The sequence below is a fragment of the Prochlorococcus marinus CUG1438 genome (genome assembly GCA_017644325.1).
Taxonomy (GTDB): Bacteria; Cyanobacteriota; Cyanobacteriia; order PCC-6307; family Cyanobiaceae; genus Prochlorococcus_A; species Prochlorococcus_A marinus_AA.
The window spans coordinates 261324-283777 of the sequence record JAEPLS010000001.1 but is presented as its reverse complement, the minus strand read 5'-3'; the positions used below and the strand labels follow the sequence as shown (position 1 = coordinate 283777).

Sequence of the window (22454 nt, the reverse complement as noted above, 5' to 3'; positions counted from 1 at the left end):
CTTTATGAAATTAATTAATAAAAATTAAGTAAAATTTTAAAGATTATAGTTCATAAGAAGAAATGTCTTGATATTTTCGGTCTCAAATTAACTCCACTAAGTAATAAAAACTTGAATGTTTTCTTGTTTTCTCCTTATTTATAAACAAATATCTTTTCAGATTAGTCTATGACTAACTTATTCCTCATTTTATTACAAAATTTATCGGTTTTTATAGTCAAGGTATATTTTTGTTTTACAAGAAGTTCTAGTCATCCCACATATCCTTTTGCTTTTTATCTAAACAATTCTTTTCAAGTAAATTTAATCTTTGTTGCTGAGGATCTATTTCATTTTCAACTGAGTTCTTTTCATTACAAAATTTTGTTTTGACTTCTAAGATAAATAACTCAAATTGCTCTCCAAAAAAATCTGACATTTCATTCCAAGCTTCCATTTCTTCTTCTTTGCCGATGGTGTTGTTTATCTGATGAGAAATAATTTCTAGCACGTACTGTTTGAGTTCTTGATGACTCATCGATTCAACTTTTTTTTGAATGTAAAATTCTTTAAGTTTTTCGAGTTGCTTTTTAGATAAATCTATATAGGTAGATGACTCCTTTTTCATAAATGTTTAGATTTTTTTCAATATAGACAAAATTCTTAGCTTAAACATATAGAGATATATAGAAATTATAAATTCAGTGCAAACTTTCTTGGAAGATGAAAATTGTAACTTAAATTTATTCTGAAACGTTTTGCTATGTCAAAGTTAATCTAGTAATTCAAGGATTTCTGATCCACTTATCGCAAAAAATCTTCTGATTATTAAGAAATAATTAATAAAATCGAAAGAAATTATAAAAATTAAAATTTATTTAAATTTGTTATTTCTTTCTAATACCTTGTCATTATTGGGCTTATTAATTTATCTATTTGATAAAATTGTTTACATTAACTCTGCAATCTTTCAAAATTCTTGAGAGAATCGTATTACTAAATTCTAACTTATGTTTAATAGTCTAGAAATATGAAAATTTCAATCCTTTTAATTGAAGATGATCGTGATATGCGTGACTTGGTAGCTAGGCATTTAGAACATTCTGGATTCAATGTTCAAAAAGCTGAAGATGGCATAAAAGGGCAAGCACTGGCCCTTCAATACTCGCCAGATTTAATACTCTTAGATTTAATGTTGCCAAGTGTTGATGGATTAACTTTATGCCAGCGACTTAGAAGAGACGAAAGAACATCAAATATTCCAATTTTGATGATAACAGCATTGGGTGGTCTCAAAGACAAAGTTACTGGATTCAATTCTGGAGCTGATGACTACATCACTAAACCATTTGATCTAGAAGAACTACATGTCCGTATCAAAGCCTTATTGAGGAGAACTAGCAGAGCACAGTTGAATTCTACTAACCAGCAAGAAATCTTAAATTATGGACCTCTCACTTTAGTCCCAGAAAGATTTGAGGCGATTTGGTTTGAATCTCCTGTTAGATTAACGCACCTTGAATTTGAATTACTTCATTGTCTTTTACAAAGGCATGGACAAACCGTATCACCAGCATTGATTCTTAAAGAAGTATGGGGATATGAACCTGATGATGATATTGAGACAATCAGAGTTCACATCAGACATTTGAGAACTAAGTTAGAACCCGACCCACGTAAGCCTATATATATCAAAACTGTATATGGAGCTGGATATTGTCTAGAATTACCTATTGGTTCTCAAGTTGCCACTGCAAAACAAGAATTTGATCAAGCTAGAAAACCTGATTTGATAAATTCTTCAATAGATTAAATTTCATATCCCCTCCATTGAAATCTTCAAAAAAGTTGTTTCCCATGCCAATCTTGGTTGAACTTTTTTTCTTAAGTAAATTTTTAAGTTTTCAAGTTTTTTTATGAGATTTACTTTTTTTGTCTTTCTCCACCAAATAATTTGAATGAAATTGACTAAATAAATCTGTTGGTAAACTTCTAATTTTTCGGAAATTAATTTAGATACTTCGAGAATTTTTAAATTATTCTTTATTGGATATTCTAATTGAGCCGTTATTTCATCAGATAAATCATTCCAAATTTGAATATTCTTTAATAATTGAACAGGTGAACCATTGGCAGAATTTATAAGGTCTTCGATTTTTATGCCTCTATTTATATTTAATCTAGAAGGATCTATATAATCTTTTAAAATGGATTTTATTTGTTTACTAGAAAAGGAGCGAAACCTTACTATTTGACATCTTGAAATTATCGTATCTAAGAGCAGATTTAATTTTGATGTTAATAAAATAAAAATACCATTGCTAGGCTCTTCTAAGGTTTTTAAAAGGCAATTTGAAGCAGGTTCATTTAAAAGGTGCGCATCAAGAATTAAAATAATTTTCTTTTCAGAGTTTATTGATTTTTGACCAAGGAAAGTTTTGATATTGCGAATTTGAGCAATCTTAATAATCTCAGATCCACTTTTTTTGATTTGTTCAGGATCAGGATTTTTTGATCTTTTGGCTTCTATAGGAGAACTGGGTTCAATAATCAGAAAATCAGGATGATTATTATTGGTAATTTTTTCTTCTATATTCCCGCTTGAGGAGTAGAGCTTGAAAATCTCATTTATGAATTTAAGAGCAGTCTGTTTTTTCCCTAACCCTTCCGCACCAGAAAATATATAACCATTAGCAAAGGATTTGTTTTTAATGATGCTTATTAGACTTGTATTTATTTCTTCATTAAATGAAAAATTATTTTTTTTAATTTCAATCATTTTTACTTAGAGAAATTTTTTAAAAGAGTTTCTTTAATCTCATTAGAAATCGTTTGAATATTTTGAGAGGCAGATATGACTATCCATTCTTTTTTTTTGGCAATTAGTTTAAAGCCTTCATTTACTTTCTCTAAAAATCTAATACCTTCTGACTCTATTCTATCTGGAATCTTATTTTTTCTTCGCAAGATACTTTCTTCTGGAGAAATTTCTAAGAAGAAAGTTAGGTCAGGATGTACTCCTTGACAAACAATAGATTCAATATTTTGAATTATTTCAAAATCTATTTTTCTTCCATACCCTTGATAAGCCAAGGTTGAGTCTGAAAATCTATCGCTAATCACCCAATCATTATTTTTTAAGGCAGGTGCAATAATCTTTGAAACATGCTCAGCTCTATCTGCTGAATAAAGTAATAATTCAGCGAGTGATGAAGGCTTGTTATTTTCATTGTCTTCAAGAATAATTCTTCTTAATGTTCTGCCTAGCTGACTGCCTCCAGGTTCTCTTGTAGTGATTAATTTAGATTCTGTATTTAAAAGACCACTATTTGGGAGCCATCTAGATAGCTCGTTTATTTGGGTACTCTTGCCACATCCATCAATTCCTTCAATAACAATAAATTTCCCTTCCATTTAATCCAATGATAAAGCATTAATTACAACTGTAATAGAACTTGTGGCCATAAGTAATGCTGCTATCGATGGGGTAAGAAGTATTCCGTATTTAGGCAATAAAATGCCAGCTGCTATAGGAATAGCTAATAAGTTGTAACCAAAAGCCCATATTAGATTTTGCTTTATCTTTCTGATAGTTTTTTTTGCGATATTTAATGCATAGGGTAATCCATTGAGTTGATCTCCCATCAAGACTACATCTGCATTTGCCTTGGCTATTTGAGTTCCTGACCCTACCGCAATGCCTAAGTCTGAGGATGCTAAGGCTGGGGCATCATTAATACCATCACCAATCATTGCTACTTTATTATTTATTTTTAAATTTTCTATAGTCTTCAGCTTCATTTCAGGAAGAAGATCCCATTTTACTTCTGTTTCTTTACAACCAATTTTTTTTGCTAAAGCTAAAACTGTTTGTTTTCTATCTCCACTCAAAATATTAATTTTAAATTTGTTTTTTCTCAAATTTTGAACTGTTTTAATTGAATCCTCTCTTAGTAAATCTCCTAATAAAATAAAGCCTAATAACTTATCCTTGATACTTACTCCAATGATAGTGTTTGTTTTTGTCTCTTCATTTTCAATGACTTTTTTTGAATCATTATCAATAATTATTCCTTTGCTTAGGAGCCATTCAATATTCCCAATACTAATAAGTCCATCAATTGAATCAAGTTCTCCAGAAATACCTCGACCTGAATGGGTAAGAATTTTTTTTATTGGAAATAAACTTAAATTTTGTTTTTTTGCCTCTTGAGTTAAGGCATCTGCGATTGGATGTCTACTTTCCTTTTCTAAACTGGCAGCTATTCTTAATAAAAATGAATGATCATTATTATTTTTATAATCAACAATGAAAGGTTTACCTTTTGTTAAAGTACCTGTCTTATCAAAAATAATGTGATTAATTTTTGAAGCCATCTCTATTTTGTCCCCGCCTTTAAATAAAATACCTTTTTTTGCTGCTTTACCAGATGCAACAGTTATTACAGTTGGAGTGGCTAAACCTAATGCACATGGACAAGCTATTACTAAAACTGCAATTGACAATTGGATTGCTAAACTCAGGAAATTCTCAGCATTACTACCAAGCGAACTATGAAGTGTGTGACTTGAGTAAGTGCTGAATTGATGATTATGAATTAATAAATCAGGCCAAATGTTTATTGCTCCCTTCCACCAAAAGAAGAAAGTTAAAGTGGCAAAAATAAGTACAAAGTAAGTAAATTTTCCTGCAATCTCATCTGCAATTCTTTGAATACGAGGTTTTCTAGCATTTACGGACTCAATAAGACTGACTAGTTTTGCGAGAGAAGAATCCCCTCCTACCTTTTGTACTTTAAGTCTAAGAGTTGAATTAAGATTTAAAGATCCACTAGATAGATTGTCTCCTTCTTTTACTTCGATAGGTTTGGATTCTCCAGTTATATGTGAAACATCAACATATGAAGTACCGCGAGTAATAATGCAGTCTGCAGGTACTCTGTCTCCTGCTAAAACTTGAATCTCTTGATTAGGTCTTAAAGTGTTTACTCTTACTGAGAGTATTTGATTATCTTCAGTATAGATATTTGCCATTTCAGGTTGAAGATCTAATAACTCTCCAATTGATGAACCAGTTTGGTATCTTGCTCTTTCTTCTAAGAATCGGCCAATCAGTATAAAGCCTAATAGCATAACTGGTTCATTAAAAAAACAAGGAAAACCAGTGGCAGGAAATATCAAGGATAGAAGACTTGTTGTATATGCGCTAGTTACTCCAAGAGCTACTAAAGAATCCATATTTGGACAGTTTTTTATAAATGATTTAAATCCATTTATAATTATTTCTCTGCCAGGAAGTAATAGAGCTAATGTTGCTAATGAAGCGTGAAAAAATATATTACCTAATATTGGAAAATTTATATATCTTCCTTCTGCGAGATGACCTAAACCTGAAAACACTAAAAGTAATAAGGCAAAAGTTAGTTTTTTCCATTGATTATTCCATTTCTTTTTTTTTTCTAATTCTGATTTATTTATTTTTTTTGAAAAATCATTTATATAAATCTTTGATGGAAAACCATTCTCCTTTAGATTTTCGAGAACTGTTTCTATTGCTATATGTTTCTGGGTAATTTCAAAATATGCACTTTCAGTAAGTAAGTTAACAGAAACATTTTCAATGCCATCAGAATTATTCAATATTTTTTCAACAGTACTCACACAACCTCCGCACTTCATTCCTGTAATGCTTAATTGAATGCTCTCCATATTTTTCTCGATAGAAGCAAATTAATGCTTGAGCTTATTTTTAACTATAATAATAAATGTTATAGACTTTTTAAATAGTTATTTTTTAAATTACTATATTAATTTTATTAGATTTAGAGCAGTGCCTAGTAATCAAAACAGAGACAATTTTATTGATAAAGCTTTTACTGTAATTGCTGAATCCATAGTAAAAATAATGCCTATTGCAGAGAAAGAAAAAAAAGCTTATATCTATTATAGAGATGGCCTAGCTGCACAAAATAATGGGGATTATTCGGAAGCATTAGAGTATTACAAAGAGAGTTTACTGCTTGAAGAAAATAAAATTGATAGGGGTGAGACTTTAAAAAATATGGCAATAATATACATGAGTAACGGTGAAGAGGATTTGTCTATTGAAACTTATGAAAAAGCACTAGTAGAAAATCCCAAACAGCCATCATGCCTTAAAAATATAGGTCTAATTTATGAAAAAAGGGGAAGATACGCAGAGCAAAATGGTGATTTAGATCAGAGAGATATTTGGTTTGATAAAGCTGCTGAAGTCTGGTCTAAAGCAGTGAGACTATATCCAGGTGGTTATCTAGATATTGAGAATTGGTTGAAAAACTCAGGAAGAAGTTCAATCGATATGTATCTCTAATATTTCTACTCTGATAAAGAATATTCAACTGCTTCTTTAATATTGGAAATCTCTTTGATATTTATTAAATTTTGAAAATTATTATTTAGTTCATCCTCTAATTTTGGCACTACTATATTTTTGATACCTAGTCTTACAGCTTCCTCGATCTTTGTTCGAAGGTTATTCGATTTTCTAACCTGACCGCTTAAGCCTAATTCCCCAATAAATGAGCTACTTGCTATAGGTGGAATATTTTTTAAACTTGATAAAATTGATATTGCTACACCTAAGTCAGATGAGGGATCATTAATCTCAAACCCCCCACCAGTAGCTATATAACAATCAAATTCAGATAATTTTATACCTACGTGTTTTTCAATAACAGCTAGTATTTGATGTAATCTATTTATGCTGATTCCAGTTGTAGTTCGTCTTGGATTACTATAAAAGGTTTTATTTACCAGTGCTTGTATGTCAACTGCTAATGGTCGAGTACCTTCATTTGTAATAGTAGTTGTCACACCTGAAATATTTTCTTTATTTGTAAAAATTGAACTTGGGTTCTTGATCTCTCGTAAGCCCTCTTCTAACATTTCAAAAATTCCAATTTCAAAGGTTGATCCAAATCGATTTTTTATACTTCTAAGTAATCTATGTGAGGAAATATTATCTCCTTCAAAGTTTATTACTGTATCAACTAAATGCTCTAGAGTTTTAGGACCAGCTAAAGCACCATCTTTGGTTACATGACCAATTATTAAAAGAGCAATATTATTGTCTTTGGCAAGATTTTGCAATTCAGATGAACATTCTCTAACTTGAGAAACAGATCCAGGCGAACTTTGCATCTCATGATTATAGATGGCTTGAATACTATCTATAATTGCGAAACTTGGATTTACACATTTTATCTCTTCGATAATTAAGGACAAATTGGTTTCAGCAAAAATTTTTAAATCAATACTTTTTTGGTTCAATCTTTCCCATCTAATTTTTACTTGTTCTAAAGATTCTTCTGCAGTTATGTATAAAACTTTCTCATTAAGAGATATTTTTCCTGCTGATTGAAGAACTATTGTGCTTTTACCTATACCTGGTTCTCCCCCTAGTAAAACAACAGATCCAGGTACTATTCCACCTCCTAAAACTCTATCAAATTCCCTAAAACCAGTTGTAAATCTAGATATTTTTTTTGATGAAATCTCATTAAAGGGTATAGATTTTTTACTATTTTTTATATTTTTTATTTCTTTATATTTAGATGTCTTACTTTTTACTTCTTCAACAATTGAATTCCATGAGTTGCAATTCAGGCATTTACCAAAGTATTGAGAAGTTTCAGATCCGCAATTCTGACAAATAAAAGTCGATAATTTGCTAGACATTAAGTTTCTGAATGAAGTAAAGGAATTGGAATGTTTGGGATATTGCCCCTCTACAAGTTAGATTAGGATAATAATAAATTCTCTTACTGATTAGCTAATAGAAACAAATGGCTTTATCTAGTCAAAATAAAGAAACAATCCTAGTCGCAGATGACGAGGCAAGTATTAGAAGAATTCTCGAGACGCGTCTCTCAATGATTGGCTACAAAGTTGTAACCGCAAGTGATGGTAAAGAGGCACTAAAGTTATTTAAAGATTATGAACCTGATTTAGTGGTGCTTGATGTAATGATGCCAAAGTTAGATGGCTATGGAGTTTGTCAAGAATTAAGAAAAGATTCTGATGTGCCAATTGTGATGTTAACTGCATTAGGAGATGTTGCTGATAGGATAACAGGCTTAGAATTAGGGGCAGATGATTATGTAGTTAAACCATTTAGCCCAAAAGAATTAGAAGCTAGAATTAGGTGCGTTTTAAGAAGAATTGACAAAGAACAAATACCTGGGATGCCTAATTCAGGATTAATTTTGGTCACTGATATAAAAATCGATACAAATCGAAGACAAGTTTTTAAGAGTGATGAGAGAATTAGATTAACCGGTATGGAATTTAGTCTTCTAGAGCTATTAGTAAGCCGATCAGGAGAACCATTTAGTAGAGGAGAGATATTAAAAGAGGTTTGGGGATATACCCCAGAGAGACATGTAGATACAAGGGTTGTCGATGTTCACATATCAAGACTAAGGTCAAAACTTGAGGCAGATCCAGCAAATCCTGAATTGATATTGACAGCAAGAGGCACAGGATATCTTTTTCAACGTATTGTAGATATTGCTCCTTTTGATGGTAAATAAATGGGAAAAGATTCTGTACATAAACTTAATAAGTCTAGAGCTATCAGAAGATTAGTTATATGGTATAAAAGAAACTCGGCTGTCACTTCAATAGTTGATACGGCAGCTAGTTCTGCTGCTACTGCTAGTAATGTTGCAGGCAATGTGGTTTCTGGTGCTGGATCAGTTGTTAGTACAGCAAGTAATGTTGCTAGTAACGTTGCAGGTAATGTTGCAGGTAATGTGGTTTCAAGTGCTGAATCTGTAGTGAGTACTGCTAGTAGTGTAGTTTCAAATGCTAGTTCATTGGCAAAAAATACATTACAACCATTAGTTTTTGATCCATTAAAAAGATTACAAAATAGCGATAATATTTTAGATAAGGGTGAAGAAACTCAATCTAAAAGAATTTGGATCGCAGTTGATGGTATGGGTGGAGATTATGCTCCTGGTCCAATTCTTGAGGGTTGTCTAGAAGCCATAAGTAGATTTCCAATAAATATTAAATTCGTAGGTAACATTGAGAAAGTTAAAAATACAGCAGAAAAATTTGGTTTATTAGAAGCACTGGAAAAAGAAATTTATAATAACCGTTTTGAATTGATAGATAGTGGCGATCCTATAGGGATGAACGAAGAAGCTACAGCAGTCAGGAAAAAGAAAAATGCAAGTATAAATGTTGCGATGGATTTGGTAAGAAATAATAAAGCTCAGGCTGTATACTCAGCTGGTAATTCAGGCGCAATGATGGCTTCTGCCATATTTAGGATTGGTAGATTGAAAGGTATTGATAGACCCGCAATAGGCGCATTATTTCCAACAAGAGACCAAACTAGACCTGTGTTAGTTTTAGATGTTGGTGCAAATACTGATTGCAAACCCTCCTATCTTCATCAGTTTGCTCTTCTTGGTAATATTTATGCAAAAGATGTACTACAAGTAAAAACCCCAAGAATTGGTCTTTTAAATATCGGCGAGGAAGAATGTAAAGGTAATGAGTTATCTTTAAAAACATTTGAATTACTATCTAATGAACAAAGTTTTCAGTTTGGAGGGAATTGTGAAGGAAGAGATGTATTATCAGGTAATTTTGATGTAGTTGTTTGTGATGGATTTACTGGCAATATATTATTAAAATTTCTTGAGTCTGTGGGGGGTGTTTTGTTGGATATTTTGAGATCTGAGCTACCAAGAGGACGGCGGGGAAAAGTTGGCTCCGCTTTTTTAAAAAGTAATCTACTCAGAATTAAGAAGAGGTTGGATCATGCCGAACATGGTGGTGCTTTATTACTTGGCGTAAATGGTATTTGCGTTATCGGTCATGGTAGCAGTAAGTCCTTATCAGTAGTTAGCGCTCTTCGCCTGGCACACTCAGCAGTTAATCATGACGTGATGGAAAATTTAAATCAACTTCAAAAGCTTCAAGTTTTAAATTCATAAAACATAATGAGTCAAATTTATGTTTGACTTATATAAGTAACAAAAAATTCTTTTGGAAGGTATAAAGTTTAATCAGATTGGAGTCTCATTTAAAGGAAGCGGTAGTTTTGTACCTGATCAAATATTAACTAATAAAAAAATTAGTCAAAAAGTAGATACTAGTGATGAATGGATAAAATCTAGAACTGGCATTTCTGAGAGAAGAATTTCTAGCTTAGAAGATAATGTAACTGAGATGGGTTATAGGGCTGCGCTATCCGCGATTGAAATGACTAATTGGGATATTGAAACTATCGATTTGATTCTATTGGCAACATCTACTCCACATGATTTATTCGGTTCAGCGCCATCAATTCAAGCTAAATTAGGCGCTCATAATGCCGTAGCTTTCGATTTAACTGCAGCATGCAGTGGTTTTTTGTTTGCTCTAATAACAGCCTCACAATTTTTGAAAGGTGGCCGATTTAAAAGGGCTATTGTTATAGGAGCAGATCAATTATCAAGTTTTGTTGATTGGGATGATAGAAGAAGTTGTATTCTCTTTGGAGATGGTGCAGGTGCATTAGCAATTGAAGCTTCAAATGAATTTGATAATCTAATTGGTTTTGATATGAAAACTGACGGTGAAAGGGGTTCTTTCCTAAATCTTCCGTCAAAAAATAATAATGATTCAATTGTTGATAATATTGATTTTTTAAGTGGAGGTTTTGCTCCAATTCAGATGAATGGTCAGGAAGTTTATAAATTTGCAGTTAAAGAGGTTCCTATAATTCTTGATAATTTGTTTAGAAAAACTAATTATAGTTCTGGTGAAGTTGATTGGCTTGTATTACATCAAGCTAATCAAAGAATATTAGATTCTGTAGGAGATAGATTAAAAATTCCTAGAGAAAAAATACTTAGCAATTTAGAAAAATATGGTAATACATCAGCGGCAACAATACCACTAATGATTGATGAAGCTATTAGAAATAATATTATTAAGCAAAATGATATTATTGCTACAAGTGGTTTTGGTGCTGGGCTAAGTTGGGGTGCAGCCCTCATTAAATGGGGTTAAAAACAAAATAGGTACATTATGACAGTTGCATGGGTATTTCCTGGACAGGGTTCGCAAAAAATTGGAATGGCAAAACAGATTGAAACGTTGCCTAATACAAAAGAGAGGTTTGATTATGCTTCTGAGATATTCGAGAGGAATTTATTTGAAATTTGCGAGTTAAATCCTGAACCTAAAAATCCTCTGGGGGATCTGAATAATACAAGAAATACACAAATTTGTCTTTTTGTAGTCGAATCGATTTTATTAGATGCCCTTAAGGATAATGGTTTTAAACCATCTTATGTAGCTGGACATAGCCTGGGAGAAATTACTGCACTATATTGTGCAGATGTTTTTTCATTCGAAGATTGTGTATCACTAATAAAAGTAAGATCTCAATTAATGGCAAATGCCGGGAAAGGATCGATGGCAGCAGTAATTGGGTTTGATAGAGACCAACTTGATCTACTAGTAAAAAAAATTGATGATATTGTAATTGCAAATGACAATAGCTCTTCTCAAGTTGTTTTATCAGGAACTAATGAAGCATTAGATAATTTATCGAGAGAAATTACTTGTAAAAGATACCTGAAATTAAATGTCTCAGGAGCATTTCACTCCCCATTTATGCGGGAGCCTTCAACAAAGTTTTCTGAGTATTTAAAACAGATTAAATTTAAAAATCCCTCTTTCCCAGTCATAAGTAATTATGAACCTTCGCTTTGTAGTGATCCAAATCAACTTAAAATTAGATTAGAAAATCAAATGTGTAATGGGGTGAGGTGGCGAGAAACTATGGATTTAATGGCAAAAGATAATAATTTGCATATTGTTGAAATTGGCCCCTCAAATGTACTTAGCGGTTTAGGGAAAAGACATCTGCATGATGTAAAAATTTCTCAAGTTTCAACTTCTGATCAAATAACTTATTAATTTGAATGAAAAATGATATTTTTCAAAAATTAATCTATCAATTGGTTAGCAAACTTTTTGTATTCCCTATTTATAAATTTGTATTTAAGGGACATTTGATTGGCAGAGAAAATATACCGAAAAAAGGTTCTTTCATAGTGGTATCTAATCATGGTTCTTTATTAGATCCACCTTTATTGGGACATGCTCTTGACCATAATATATCTTTTATGGCAAAGGCTGAGCTTTTTAAAATCCCTGTTCTTGGATTTATTATTAGGGCATGTGGAGCTTATCCAGTAAAAAGAGGCATTGCTGATAAAAATACCATCAAAATAGCATGTGAAAAATTATCTAATAACAAAAGTATTGGAATTTTTATTGATGGCACTCGTCAGAAAAATGGACGAGTTAATAAGCCAAAGCAAGGTGCTGCATTATTAGCTTTTAAGAATCAAAAATTATTATTGCCTGTTGCTCTAATTAATTCTCATAAATTAGTAAGATTTAAATTCTGCATTCCTTTCTTTTCAAAAATAGTTATTAAGGTCGGAAAACCTGTCCAACCGCCAGAGAGCTTGTTAAGAAACGATCTGAATTCCGTAACCATCAATCTTCAAGATGAAATTAATAATTTGATTGGATGAATATTTAGTTAATTGGAGAAATAGGGTAGAGAGGCAAAACTTTTTGCCAGGAATCCTCATTTGAATTAAACAAATTTTTATTTGATAAATCTAATAGTTCTTTTAAATCTTCTTTATCGTCGTAAATAGCCTCAAAATAAAGTTCTTTACCCTCAAGTTCTTTAACAACTTTTGGTATAATTTTTTCTCGAATGACTGGATTTGAGGGATTTTTTTCGTTATGACAAATTTCATATTTACCTGCTATGAAACCCTTTCGTTTTAATTTTTTGTAAATCCAGAATGATTGTTTGTTTGAAAAGATATTATTTCTTGATGCAATTCTTTTTGCCATTATTTCAAATGAACTGAAACTGTCTATTGGACAATTTATTTGTTGTGAGATTGTTCTTGCTAAAACTACAATAAGTCGTGAAGCATTAAAATTTGCTGGCCCTATGCTGACAGATACCTTACTTATTTTTTGTAAATTTTCTTTTGAAATAAATTTGTTAAGATCATCAATTAAGTTATTGCAAAGGTCATTATCAAATTTTTTGATAAATAATTCATCAGAATCAAGGTTATTTTCTTTTCTATATCCAAAGCCAAAAGAATTGTCTGTGCTATGAATTACTAATGAAGAGAAATTTTCCTTTTGTTTGAGTTTATTTGTCATCTATTACCTTTAAACAGGTAATTCCATCCCTGGATTACATTTAGCCCATTTACCAAATTCATTTTCAAAACTTTCACAAGATTGAACATCCCAATCAGTTTTATAATCACCATTTTTATCTTTAACTATATTGACATGAATGTATGGTTTTTTTGCTTTAAAATCAGGTAGATCACAAATATGATCAACACCATGATTATTCTCAACATCATGATATGTGATACATCTATCAACCCATTTACAGTTGATGCAAATGCACATAATTAAAAAAAAATGAAAAAAAGCATTCTCACAAATCATACACTAATAGTTGATAAATTAGAAACAAGTATAAAATTTCATAATTTGAATTATATTTTAGGTTTCTTTCCTAAAGGATCATATTTGGTTGGTGGTTACATAAGGGATATTATTTTGGGAAGAGAAACAGAAAAGGTAGATTTTGATATCGTTGTACCTTCAAATGCAATTGAAATTGGTAAAAAGATTGCAAATAAAATTGGATCAAAATTTATAATTTTAGATAAAAAACGAGAAGTAGTTCGAATAATACTTAATAATATTTATATTGATATTGCTAATCAGGTTTCATCAACAATCGAAGGAGATTTGTGTTCTAGGGACTTATCAATTAATTCAATTGCTTTTTTATTTGATAAGAAGTGTTTGTTTGATCCATTAAACGGTCTTAAAGATCTAGAGCTATCAATAATTAGAACTCATTCTGAAAAAAATTTACTAAATGATCCTTTACGAATATTAAGGTGTTTTCGCTTTGTTTCAGAATTGAATTTTAAGATTGATGTTAATTTAATTACTTTTATTAAAAAAAATAAAGGGAAATTATATTTTGTTGCTAAAGAGAGGATTAATTATGAAATACAGAAAATTGTACATGGCGCAAATGCTCTTGATGCGCTTATTTTGATAAAAAAAATTGATATATTTGGTACTGAGAATTTATCTGAAGATTCTTTTTTTTTGGATTTAGAGAAGATAAATTATGCAGAACTTAATCAGGAAGAAAAAGAAAAGTTTTTACCATTATTTTTTATTGCTCAAATTTTAGATGTTGCATCTTTAGAGAAACTTGGATTTAGTAAAGCTGAAATTGCAAAAACTAAGTTAATGCGAAAATGGCACTTTTTTTTGAAGAACAAAAATACCGCTCAGTTAGATGAATTAGATAGATTTAAATTACATCAAGAGTTAGAGATGTTTCTTCCTTCTTTTATTTTTTATTTACCTCAAAATTTGCGATTTGATTGGCTAAGTAGATGGCGAGATAAGGAAGATAAATTATTCCACCCCTCAAATTTACTTAATGGCGATGTAATCAAAAAAAATTTGAAAATAGAGGATGGGCCTATCTTAGGAGATCTTTTACAGTATCTTTCAAAGGAACTTGCATATAAAAGATTGAATAATTTTGATGAAGCTATTTATAAAGCAACGCAATGGATTGAACAAAATGCGCCAAAATGTGATTAAATACACATAGCTTAGTTTTGTTTAAAAGTTCAGACTTCAAAATCATTTTTAAAAATTTATGGGCATTCGTATTTACATTGGCAACTTACCACAAGGATTTAATCCAAAAGAATTTGATGAGATTTTAAAATCAGTTTCTGATTCCATTAGATTTAAAGCAGTTTTAGATAAAGAAACTAAGGAATCTAGAGGTTTTGGTTTCGCCACAACAAACAATGAAGAGAATGCAAATTTATTAATTCAAAAATTAAATGGTTTTGAATTTAATGGTTCTAAATTAAGAGTAGAGTTATCAGAAAAGAAAGATTCCGCTTCAAATAAAAGAAATAGCGGAAATTTAAAGAGGAATAAGAAGAGGAAAGATTTCAAGAAAATTGTGCATAGTGATGCTCCAAATCTTGAGGCACCTGATCCAAGATGGGCGGGAGAACTATCTAAATTAAAAGATTTATTGGCTAATCAGAAGACACCTGCTTAACTACTTAATTCGAGAAATTAAAAAAGATATTGGAATCTCGAAAGCCTTCACTGAATTCTTTACAAAAGCTCTGTTATTAAAAACATCATAATCTAGTCTTTCAATAGAATCTAAGATTCCTCTATAGAGACGTAAAGATGTCCAAACAGGCCACCTTGCATCAGAAGATAACCATTTAATTCCATCTTCAGACTTTTGGAACCATTCACGCGCCCTTGTTAATTGAAAGTTCATAAGCGCTTTCCACTGATTGTTGATTTCTCCGTTTAAAAGTTCTTCTTCAGAATAATTAAATTCTTCAATATCCGATTGTGGGAGATAAATTCTCCCTCTGTGCCTATCCTCTCCTACATCTCTCAATATATTTGTCAATTGATTTGCAATTCCTAGGGCTATAGCTGCTTCAGAGGGGTCAGGCTTAGCACTCCATGGTGCTGATGTATAAGCGCTATCAATTCCCATAACATTCTGAGTCATTAAACCAACGGTACCTGCGACTCTATAACAATAGAGTTTTAATTCATCAAAATCTTTATATCTAAATTTATTAAGATCCATTCTCTGACCATCTATCATATCTAAATATGGTTGGATACTTTGAGGATATTTCTCGATAGTATCTAACAAAACTGAATCTAACTCAGATCTAATTTCCCCCTTGAATACATTCTTTGTATTTTCTTCCCATGCATCTAAGTTCTCTGAAAGTTCATTTTGAGATTTAGTTGAAGCTTCTTCGCTATCCATGATTTCATCTGTTCTTCTGCACCATACATAAATAGCCCAGATAGCTTTTCGCTTTTCAGGTGGTAATAGAAGAGTTCCCAAGTAAAAGGTTTTAGCCCATTGTTGGGTTTCTTTACGGCATATCTCATATGCTTGATCTAGTTGAGAAATTGACTTTTTCAAAAAGTTGTAGTTAAATTTAGAAGTTTTTAATGTTATTAAGAAACATTTTGAGGAGTTTTAGAATACTCTTTGTTAATTGATTCCGCGCATAATTTACCACTTAAAACAGCTCCTTCCATAGATGCTAAATATTTTTGCATTGTGTAATCACCAGCCAAGAAGAAGTTTTTTATAGGAGATTTTTGACTAGGTCTGAATTCTTGACATCCAGGAACAGCCTTATATACAGATCTTGGGGTTTTTACTACTTTATATTTTCTTAGTTTTGTCTGATCATCACCCATAAAATGTGAAGGAAATAATTTTTTTAGTTCTTCCATTGTTGCATCAACGATGTCTTGATCACTCCTATTAATCCAATCTTTTGCTGGCGCGAAAACTAATTCGAGCATTGATCTATTTGGATCTTCATATTCTTTACATGTGATACTCATATCTGCATAAACGCTGAGAAGTGGAGATCGACTAAATAGTAGATGATCAATATCTGTTAATTTTTTGTCAAACCATAAGTGGATATTAATAACTGGTACACCATTTAAACCATCTAATTTAGAAAAAGAATCTAGACCTTTCCATTGTTCTGGAATTAATAGTTTAAAGAGATCTACAGGCATTGCACTAACATAAGCATCAGCAGTTATCTCTTTCTTTTCGTTTTCACTTAAAGAAGCAATAGTAAAACTTTTAACAGTGCTGTCTTTATTAAGGTTAATTTGCCTTAATGGGCTATTCATATGAACTTCTCCTCCACGAGAAGTAATATAATCAACCATTGGTTGGCAAAGTCTTTCTGGGGGAGCTCCATCAAGGAATGCCATTTTAGAACCATTTTTTTCTTGTAGAAATCTGTTTAATGCTGTTAATAAAACTGTAGATGATATTTCATCTGGGCCAATGAAATTAAGAGCTTTACTCATCGCTATAAAAACTTCATCATTAACTCTTTCGGGTATATTGTGCTCTTTTAGCCAATCTGTCCATGATTTTGTATCACATTTTTCCAGGTATTTTTGGCCTCTCAACATTGCAGGAACTAAACCTATTCCAAAAAGTATTTTTTCATTCCATGAAAGCATATCATTATTGCTAAGTATGGCTGAAACTCCATTCGCTGGAGCTGGTATATCGGGAAAATCAAATCTACTGTAAGTCCCGGGCTCGGATGGCTGATTGAAGATCATTGAATGACTTTTCCATTGGAGTCTATCTTCAATATCTAATTCCTTGAAAAGTTGCAACATGTTAGGGTAGGCTCCAAAAAATATATGCAAACCAGTTTCATACCAGTCTCCATCCTCATCCTTCCATGCAGCGACTTTACCACCAAGAACATCTCTAGCTTCTAGTACAATTGGAATATGTCCATTATCAACTAGATATTTAGCGCAAGATAAACCTGCTAAACCAGCACCAGCAATTACAACACGCATTATTAAATCAAGAAATAAATTAACACTTACTAATAAGCTACATTAAAGTTAGAACATATTAGTTTTTTTCGTTGATTATTTTGTAAAATTATGGAAAAAATGCTTTTAAAGTCGACTACTAGGCATGTAAGGATTTTTACTGCGGAAGTGGTAGATGAAGAATTAAAGTTTCATCCCAATAAACTAACGCTTGATTTAGATCCAGATAACGAATTTATTTGGAACGAAGATTCTCTAAACAGAATAAATGAAAAATTCAATGAATTAATAAAAGATAGAGCAGGGAGGGATTTAGATGATTATGAACTTCGAAAAATAGGATCAGAAATCGAAGGTTTAATTAAATTTTTGCTCCAAAATGGTGAGCTTAGTTATAACCCTGATTGTAGAGTAATGAATTATTCGATGGGTTTACCAAAGACTAATGAAGTACTGTGAATAGACCACCATCAAATAGAAGGCCTAGAAGAGGCTCTAATAGAAATTATTACTCTTCAAATCCAAGAGATATGGATTCTTACGGCCAAAGAAATAGTAGATTGCCTGCTGCTTCTTCTGAGCAAAAGATCAACTTTAATACAGGAACCATTGCCGTACTTGCTGGAGTATTAATTTTAGGAGTTGGTATCGGGAGCGCTATTACCAGTACAACCGATGGCGGGCAGGGAAATATAGCAAGTCAACAACAATTAGATATGGCGGTTCCAGACCCTGAATTTTGCAGACAATGGGGAGCTAGTGCTTTTGTAATTGATGTTGAAATGTATACGACTCTAAATCCATCTACGAGTTTTGTAACGCAACCAGCTCTTCAGCCAGGGTGTGTGATTAGAAGAGAGAATTGGACAGTGTTACAAAAACAGGGCGCAATTAGTAATGAAGATGTAAGGGAATGTAAGCAAAGGATGAACACTTTTGCTTATATTGGTTCCATAAGAGATAAGCCAATAGTTAAGTGCGTTTATCAGACTGATGTAAATGAAAATAAATTTATAATAAAAGGTGATGGACAAGCCGAAGACGGCGGGGTAGGTATTAACAAAGAAGCAATTCAGTTTTGATCGAAATTATATATGCCTCAAAGGGCTTTCTAAACTAGCAAATTGTGGAAGAATGTTTTTCTTAAATACTTCTGAAGCTCTTGATGTATATCTAGATGGATTAGTAATTAATTTAAGCTCTCTTTTAACCTCTAAATCAGCAACGAATGCTTTGTGGATTGTTCCAGCCAATAATTCTCTTTCAATCGAAACAACAGGCAAAAAGGATGCTCCTAAACCTGATTGAACTGCATTCTTGATTGCTTCAAGAGAGTTAAGTTCCATCTCAATTTTTAATCTTTGAATATCAAGCCCAGAATCTTGGAGAAGTTTGTCAACAACTTTTCTTGTTGTAGATTGTGAGTCTAATGTAACAAAATTTAATTTGTATAAGTCTTCTTTGAGAAGCTCTTTTTTGTTCGAAAGTGGATGTTTAGATGGTAAAACTAATGCCAATTCATCAGTTGCATATGGAATTACTTGTAGCAAATTTTCTAAATCTCCAGGTAATTGTCCGCCAATAATGGCTAAGTCAATTTGTCCATTGGCGACACTCCAACCAGTTCTTCTCGTACTGTGTACTTGAAGTTGAACTGATACATCAGGGAATTTTTGTCTGAAAAGTCCTATCATTCTCGGCATTAAATAGGTACCCGTTGTTTGGCTCGCTCCAATGACAAGAGTTCCACCTTTTAAGCTATTTAAATCTTCAATAGCTTTGCAAGCTTCGTCACATTGATTCAAAATTCGTTCACAATATTCAAGTAATAGTCTCCCTGCTTCAGTCAGAAGTGCCTTCCTACCACCTCTGTCGAAAATTGTAATTTCAAGTTGTTTTTCTAAATTTTGTATTTGTAAACTCACTGCAGGTTGGGTTACATATAAAAGATCTGCAGCTTTTTTAAAACTTCCTTGAGCTGCTATAGCTTTTAATATTCTTAATTGGTCGAGTGTAAAAGGTAATTCTGGCATCTATTATGCCTACAATTTCTTATAATTCTAATGCTTAGGAGCATTCTTGTTAAGAACAAAAATTATTTGGACAATTTAAATATATGGAGACTCATGAAACTTCCCTAATCATCTTACTTTTGATTTTCATTTTTGCGGTAATTCATAGTGGGGGAGCTGCTTTAAGAATCAAAGCAGAATCTATTATGGGTGCGAGATTATGGCGGTTATGTTTTGTTTTTTTAAGTTTGCCATCTGCAATTATTTTGATTAGTTATTTTTTGGCTCATAGATATGACGGAATCAGATTATGGAATTTACAGGGCAATAATTTTGTTTTTATAGTCGTTTGGTTCTTAACTGCAATAAGTTTTTTATTTTTATATCCCGCTACTTACAATTTGCTAGAAATTCCTTCGGTTTTAAAACCTAAAGTTCGAATCTATGGAACTGGGATAATGCGAATCACTAGACATCCACAAGCATTTGGTCAGATAATTTGGTGTTTTGCTCATACTCTATGGATTGGTACTTCATTCACATTAGTAACTTCTATTGGCTTAGTTTTGCATCATCTTTTTGCAATCTGGCATGGGGATAAGAGATTAGCAAATAGATTTGGAGAAGAGTTTGAAAAGTTTAGAAAAAGTACTTCCATAATCCCTTTCATGGCAATACTTGAAGGAAGGCAAGAATTTAAAATTAAAGAATTTTTTAAGTTATCTCAACTTGGTATATTGATTGCAATAGGCGTGCTTTGGTGGTCCCATCAGTATATAAATATTGCCGTTAAAACATTTAATTCATCATTTTTGTCGGAATTTTTCAATTGACAGTTTAAAATCAAACTATAAGTTTTTTAGAACATGCCTCAAGCTTCAGAAATTGCCTGGTTAATTCCTGTTTTCCCACTTATTGGAGCAGTGCTTTCTGGTTTAGGCCTAATAAGTATTAATAATAAAATTAATAATTCCAGAGAAATTGTTTCTGTAGGTCTTATTTCGTTTGTTGGCATTTCTGCGGTAATTAGTTACAAAGCTCTTGTTGAACAAGTTAATGGTTATCAATCTGTAGAAAAATTATTTGTATGGGCTAGTGCTGGGGATTTTACAATCCCGATGGGTTTTGTCCTTGATCCTTTGGGTAGTGTAATGCTTGCTCTTGTAACGACTATAACTTTGCTGGTAATGATCTACTCTCATGGTTATATGGCGCATGACAAAGGTTATGTCAGATTTTTTACATATTTAGCATTATTTAGTAGTTCAATGATGGGATTAATAGTTAGTCCGAATTTATTAGAAATTTATGTTTTTTGGGAATTAGTTGGGATGTGTTCTTACTTGTTGGTTGGTTTTTGGTATGACAGGGATGGCGCTGCCCACGCTGCACAAAAAGCATTTGTTGTTAATAGAGTGGGTGATTTTGGATTATTACTAGGGATTCTTGGCCTATTTTGGGCAACAAATAGTTTTGATTTTAATGAAATAGCCACTGGAATTTCTCAATCAATATCTGATAATTCGATACCTATTTGGGCTGCTTTGTTGCTTTGTTTTTTAGTTTTTTTAGGGCCAATGGCAAAATCTGCTCAGTTTCCTCTTCATGTATGGTTGCCTGATGCGATGGAAGGCCCGACGCCTATTTCAGCACTTATCCATGCCGCAACAATGGTTGCTGCAGGAATATTTCTTGTAGCAAGACTACAACCTTTGTACTCAATATTCCCCTCTATTCAGTTCATTATTGCTTTAGTAGGCACCATTACTTGTTTTTTAGGCGCCTCTATAGCTTTGACTCAAATGGATTTAAAAAAAGGTTTAGCTTACAGCACAGTGTCTCAGCTTGGATATATGATGCTTGCAATGGGTTGTGGAGCGCCAGTAGCAGGAATTTTTCATTTAGTGACTCATGCTTGCTTTAAAGCAATGCTATTTTTGGGATCTGGTTCAGTAATACATGCTATGGAAGAAGTAGTTGGCCACCAGCCTGTATTAGCTCAAGATATGAGATTAATGGGTGGGTTAAGAAAAAAAATGCCATATACATCAACAACATTTTTAATAGGTTGTGTAGCAATTAGTGGTATTCCACCATTGGCAGGTTTTTGGAGTAAAGATGAGATACTCGGAAATGCTTTTATATCATTTCCAGCTTTTTGGTTCATAGGACTTCTAACAGCCGGTATGACTGCTTTTTATATGTTTAGGCTTTATTTCTTGACATTTGAAGGAGATTTTAGAGGAGAAAATAAAGAACTGCAAAAAGAGCTTCTAATAGCCTCTAAAACAAACCAAGATGAAGAAAATGATGAACTGCATGAAGAACATGGCTCTATTCATGAGTCACCCTGGTCAATGACATTTCCCTTGGTATTTCTAGCTGTACCGTCTTTAATTATTGGTTTTATGGGACTTCCATGGGATAGCAAAATTGCAAATCTACTAGATCCTGAAGAAGCAGAGACTGCTGCAAAAGCTTTCGAATTAAAAGAATTTTTGCCTTTAGCCATTGCATCAGTTGTTATTGCATCAGCTGGAATCTTTATTGCTTACCAAGCTTATTTTGTGAAAAAAATTAATTTGTCACTTTTATTTGCACAAAGGTTTCCTTCTATCAATAAATTTTTGTCTAATAAATGGTATTTAGACGATATTAATGAAAAGCTTTTTGTCAATGGAAGTAGAAAACTAGCTAAAGAAGTTTTAGAAGTTGATTCTAAGGTTGTTGATGGTGTAGTCAATCTGACTGGACTTGTAACTTTAGGAAGTGGAGAAGGTTTAAAATATTTTGAAACTGGTAGAGCTCAATTCTACGCCCTTATTGTATTTGGGGGCGTAATTCTATTAGTTGCAATATTTGGCTTTCAATCTCCTAAAGTAACTTAATTACAATTGTGTGTCTTCACTGTTCATTGGGATG

Annotated in this window: 23 protein-coding genes; 13 read left to right on the top strand and 10 right to left on the bottom strand. The window is 32.3% G+C overall.

Going from position 1 to position 22454, the window contains the following annotated elements; genetic code table 11:
* Nucleotides 1-247 precede the first annotated feature (247 nt).
* Nucleotides 248-607 carry a hypothetical protein gene (locus JJ847_01670; protein ID MBO6959594.1) on the bottom strand — a complete coding sequence of 120 codons (360 nt, stop codon included), beginning with the start codon at nt 605-607 and terminating at the stop codon, nt 248-250.
* A gap of 402 nt (nt 608-1009) precedes the next feature.
* Here JJ847_01670 and JJ847_01665 point away from each other — a divergent pair, with 402 nt between their 5' ends.
* Complete coding sequence (locus tag JJ847_01665; protein MBO6959593.1) at nt 1010-1792, top strand: response regulator transcription factor; 783 nt, start codon at nt 1010-1012, stop codon at nt 1790-1792.
* Between the two features lie 3 nt (nt 1793-1795).
* Here JJ847_01665 and JJ847_01660 read toward each other — a convergent pair whose 3' ends face one another.
* The 3 genes from JJ847_01660 to JJ847_01650 are packed head-to-tail and all read right to left on the bottom strand — an operon-like array spanning nt 1796 to nt 5688.
* Entirely contained in the window at nt 1796-2758 is a 963-nt protein-coding gene (locus JJ847_01660; protein MBO6959592.1) for a DNA polymerase III subunit delta', read from the bottom strand.
* Between the two features lie 2 nt (nt 2759-2760).
* Nucleotides 2761-3393 carry a dTMP kinase gene (locus JJ847_01655; protein ID MBO6959591.1) on the bottom strand — a complete coding sequence of 211 codons (633 nt, stop codon included), beginning with the start codon at nt 3391-3393 and terminating at the stop codon, nt 2761-2763.
* Nucleotides 3394-5688, bottom strand: coding sequence for a cation-translocating P-type ATPase (locus JJ847_01650; GenBank protein MBO6959590.1), 2295 nt, complete (start codon nt 5686-5688; stop codon nt 3394-3396).
* 121 nt (nt 5689-5809) lie between these two features.
* Between JJ847_01650 and JJ847_01645 the strand changes: the two genes are divergently transcribed.
* Nucleotides 5810-6331: a photosystem I assembly protein Ycf3 gene (locus JJ847_01645; protein MBO6959589.1), complete on the top strand. Its 522-nt coding sequence runs from the start codon at nt 5810-5812 to the stop codon at nt 6329-6331.
* A gap of 5 nt (nt 6332-6336) precedes the next feature.
* Here the strand turns inward: JJ847_01645 and radA are convergent, their stop codons facing one another.
* Nucleotides 6337-7698 (bottom strand): DNA repair protein RadA, encoded by a 1362-nt coding sequence (gene radA, locus JJ847_01640; protein MBO6959588.1) that lies wholly within the window; start codon nt 7696-7698, stop codon nt 6337-6339.
* Nucleotides 7699-7805: 107 nt separating this feature from the next.
* On the opposite strand from radA, the gene JJ847_01635 reads away from it, so the two are divergent.
* From JJ847_01635 to JJ847_01615, 5 genes are read left to right on the top strand one after another with little or no spacing between them, the layout of a single operon-like run.
* The gene (locus JJ847_01635) at nt 7806-8552 is read left to right on the top strand and encodes a response regulator transcription factor (GenBank protein MBO6959587.1); all 747 of its coding nucleotides are present in this window, start codon (nt 7806-7808) and stop codon (nt 8550-8552) included.
* Complete coding sequence (plsX, locus tag JJ847_01630; GenBank protein MBO6959586.1) at nt 8553-9971, top strand: phosphate acyltransferase PlsX; 1419 nt, start codon at nt 8553-8555, stop codon at nt 9969-9971.
* A 52-nt stretch (nt 9972-10023) separates the two neighbouring features.
* Complete coding sequence (locus JJ847_01625; protein ID MBO6959585.1) at nt 10024-11031, top strand: ketoacyl-ACP synthase III; 1008 nt, start codon at nt 10024-10026, stop codon at nt 11029-11031.
* An 18-nt stretch (nt 11032-11049) separates the two neighbouring features.
* Nucleotides 11050-11946 (top strand): ACP S-malonyltransferase, encoded by an 897-nt coding sequence (gene fabD / locus JJ847_01620; protein MBO6959584.1) that lies wholly within the window; start codon nt 11050-11052, stop codon nt 11944-11946.
* 5 nt (nt 11947-11951) lie between these two features.
* The gene (locus JJ847_01615; GenBank protein ID MBO6959583.1) at nt 11952-12572 is read left to right on the top strand and encodes a 1-acyl-sn-glycerol-3-phosphate acyltransferase; all 621 of its coding nucleotides are present in this window, start codon (nt 11952-11954) and stop codon (nt 12570-12572) included.
* A gap of 4 nt (nt 12573-12576) precedes the next feature.
* On the opposite strand, the gene JJ847_01610 is transcribed toward JJ847_01615, so the two are convergent.
* Both JJ847_01610 and JJ847_01605 read right to left on the bottom strand, forming a co-directional pair.
* Nucleotides 12577-13230 (bottom strand): molecular chaperone, encoded by a 654-nt coding sequence (locus JJ847_01610; GenBank protein MBO6959582.1) that lies wholly within the window; start codon nt 13228-13230, stop codon nt 12577-12579.
* A 9-nt stretch (nt 13231-13239) separates the two neighbouring features.
* Nucleotides 13240-13491: a Ycf34 family protein gene (locus JJ847_01605; GenBank protein MBO6959581.1), complete on the bottom strand. Its 252-nt coding sequence runs from the start codon at nt 13489-13491 to the stop codon at nt 13240-13242.
* Between the two features lie 12 nt (nt 13492-13503).
* Here JJ847_01605 and JJ847_01600 point away from each other — a divergent pair, with 12 nt between their 5' ends.
* Together JJ847_01600 and JJ847_01595 are read left to right on the top strand one after the other, a co-directional pair.
* Complete coding sequence (locus JJ847_01600) at nt 13504-14721, top strand: CCA tRNA nucleotidyltransferase (GenBank protein ID MBO6959580.1); 1218 nt, start codon at nt 13504-13506, stop codon at nt 14719-14721.
* A gap of 58 nt (nt 14722-14779) precedes the next feature.
* The gene (locus JJ847_01595) at nt 14780-15199 is read left to right on the top strand and encodes an RNA-binding protein (protein ID MBO6959579.1); all 420 of its coding nucleotides are present in this window, start codon (nt 14780-14782) and stop codon (nt 15197-15199) included.
* Here the strand turns inward: JJ847_01595 and JJ847_01590 are convergent, their stop codons facing one another.
* Together JJ847_01590 and pds are read right to left on the bottom strand one after the other, a co-directional pair.
* The gene (locus JJ847_01590; protein ID MBO6959578.1) at nt 15200-16108 is read right to left on the bottom strand and encodes a phytoene synthase; all 909 of its coding nucleotides are present in this window, start codon (nt 16106-16108) and stop codon (nt 15200-15202) included.
* Nucleotides 16109-16143: 35 nt separating this feature from the next.
* A complete protein-coding gene (gene pds, locus JJ847_01585; GenBank protein MBO6959577.1) occupies nt 16144-17541 on the bottom strand; it encodes a 15-cis-phytoene desaturase in 1398 nt (465 codons plus the stop codon).
* Between the two features lie 90 nt (nt 17542-17631).
* On the opposite strand from pds, the gene ndhM reads away from it, so the two are divergent.
* The gene (ndhM, locus tag JJ847_01580) at nt 17632-17979 is read left to right on the top strand and encodes an NAD(P)H-quinone oxidoreductase subunit M (GenBank protein ID MBO6959576.1); all 348 of its coding nucleotides are present in this window, start codon (nt 17632-17634) and stop codon (nt 17977-17979) included.
* Nucleotides 17976-18602, top strand: a complete 627-nt coding sequence (locus tag JJ847_01575; GenBank protein MBO6959575.1) for a DUF3172 domain-containing protein — start codon at nt 17976-17978, stop codon at nt 18600-18602. The genes ndhM and JJ847_01575 overlap by 4 nt, the downstream gene beginning before the upstream one ends.
* A gap of 6 nt (nt 18603-18608) precedes the next feature.
* Here the strand turns inward: JJ847_01575 and JJ847_01570 are convergent, their stop codons facing one another.
* Entirely contained in the window at nt 18609-19553 is a 945-nt protein-coding gene (locus JJ847_01570) for a LysR family transcriptional regulator (protein ID MBO6959574.1), read from the bottom strand.
* A gap of 83 nt (nt 19554-19636) precedes the next feature.
* On the opposite strand from JJ847_01570, the gene JJ847_01565 reads away from it, so the two are divergent.
* Nucleotides 19637-20365, top strand: a complete 729-nt coding sequence (locus JJ847_01565; GenBank protein ID MBO6959573.1) for a hypothetical protein — start codon at nt 19637-19639, stop codon at nt 20363-20365.
* A gap of 33 nt (nt 20366-20398) precedes the next feature.
* Complete coding sequence (locus JJ847_01560) at nt 20399-22420, top strand: NAD(P)H-quinone oxidoreductase subunit 5 (GenBank protein MBO6959572.1); 2022 nt, start codon at nt 20399-20401, stop codon at nt 22418-22420.
* Nucleotides 22421-22454: the final 34 nt, after the last annotated feature.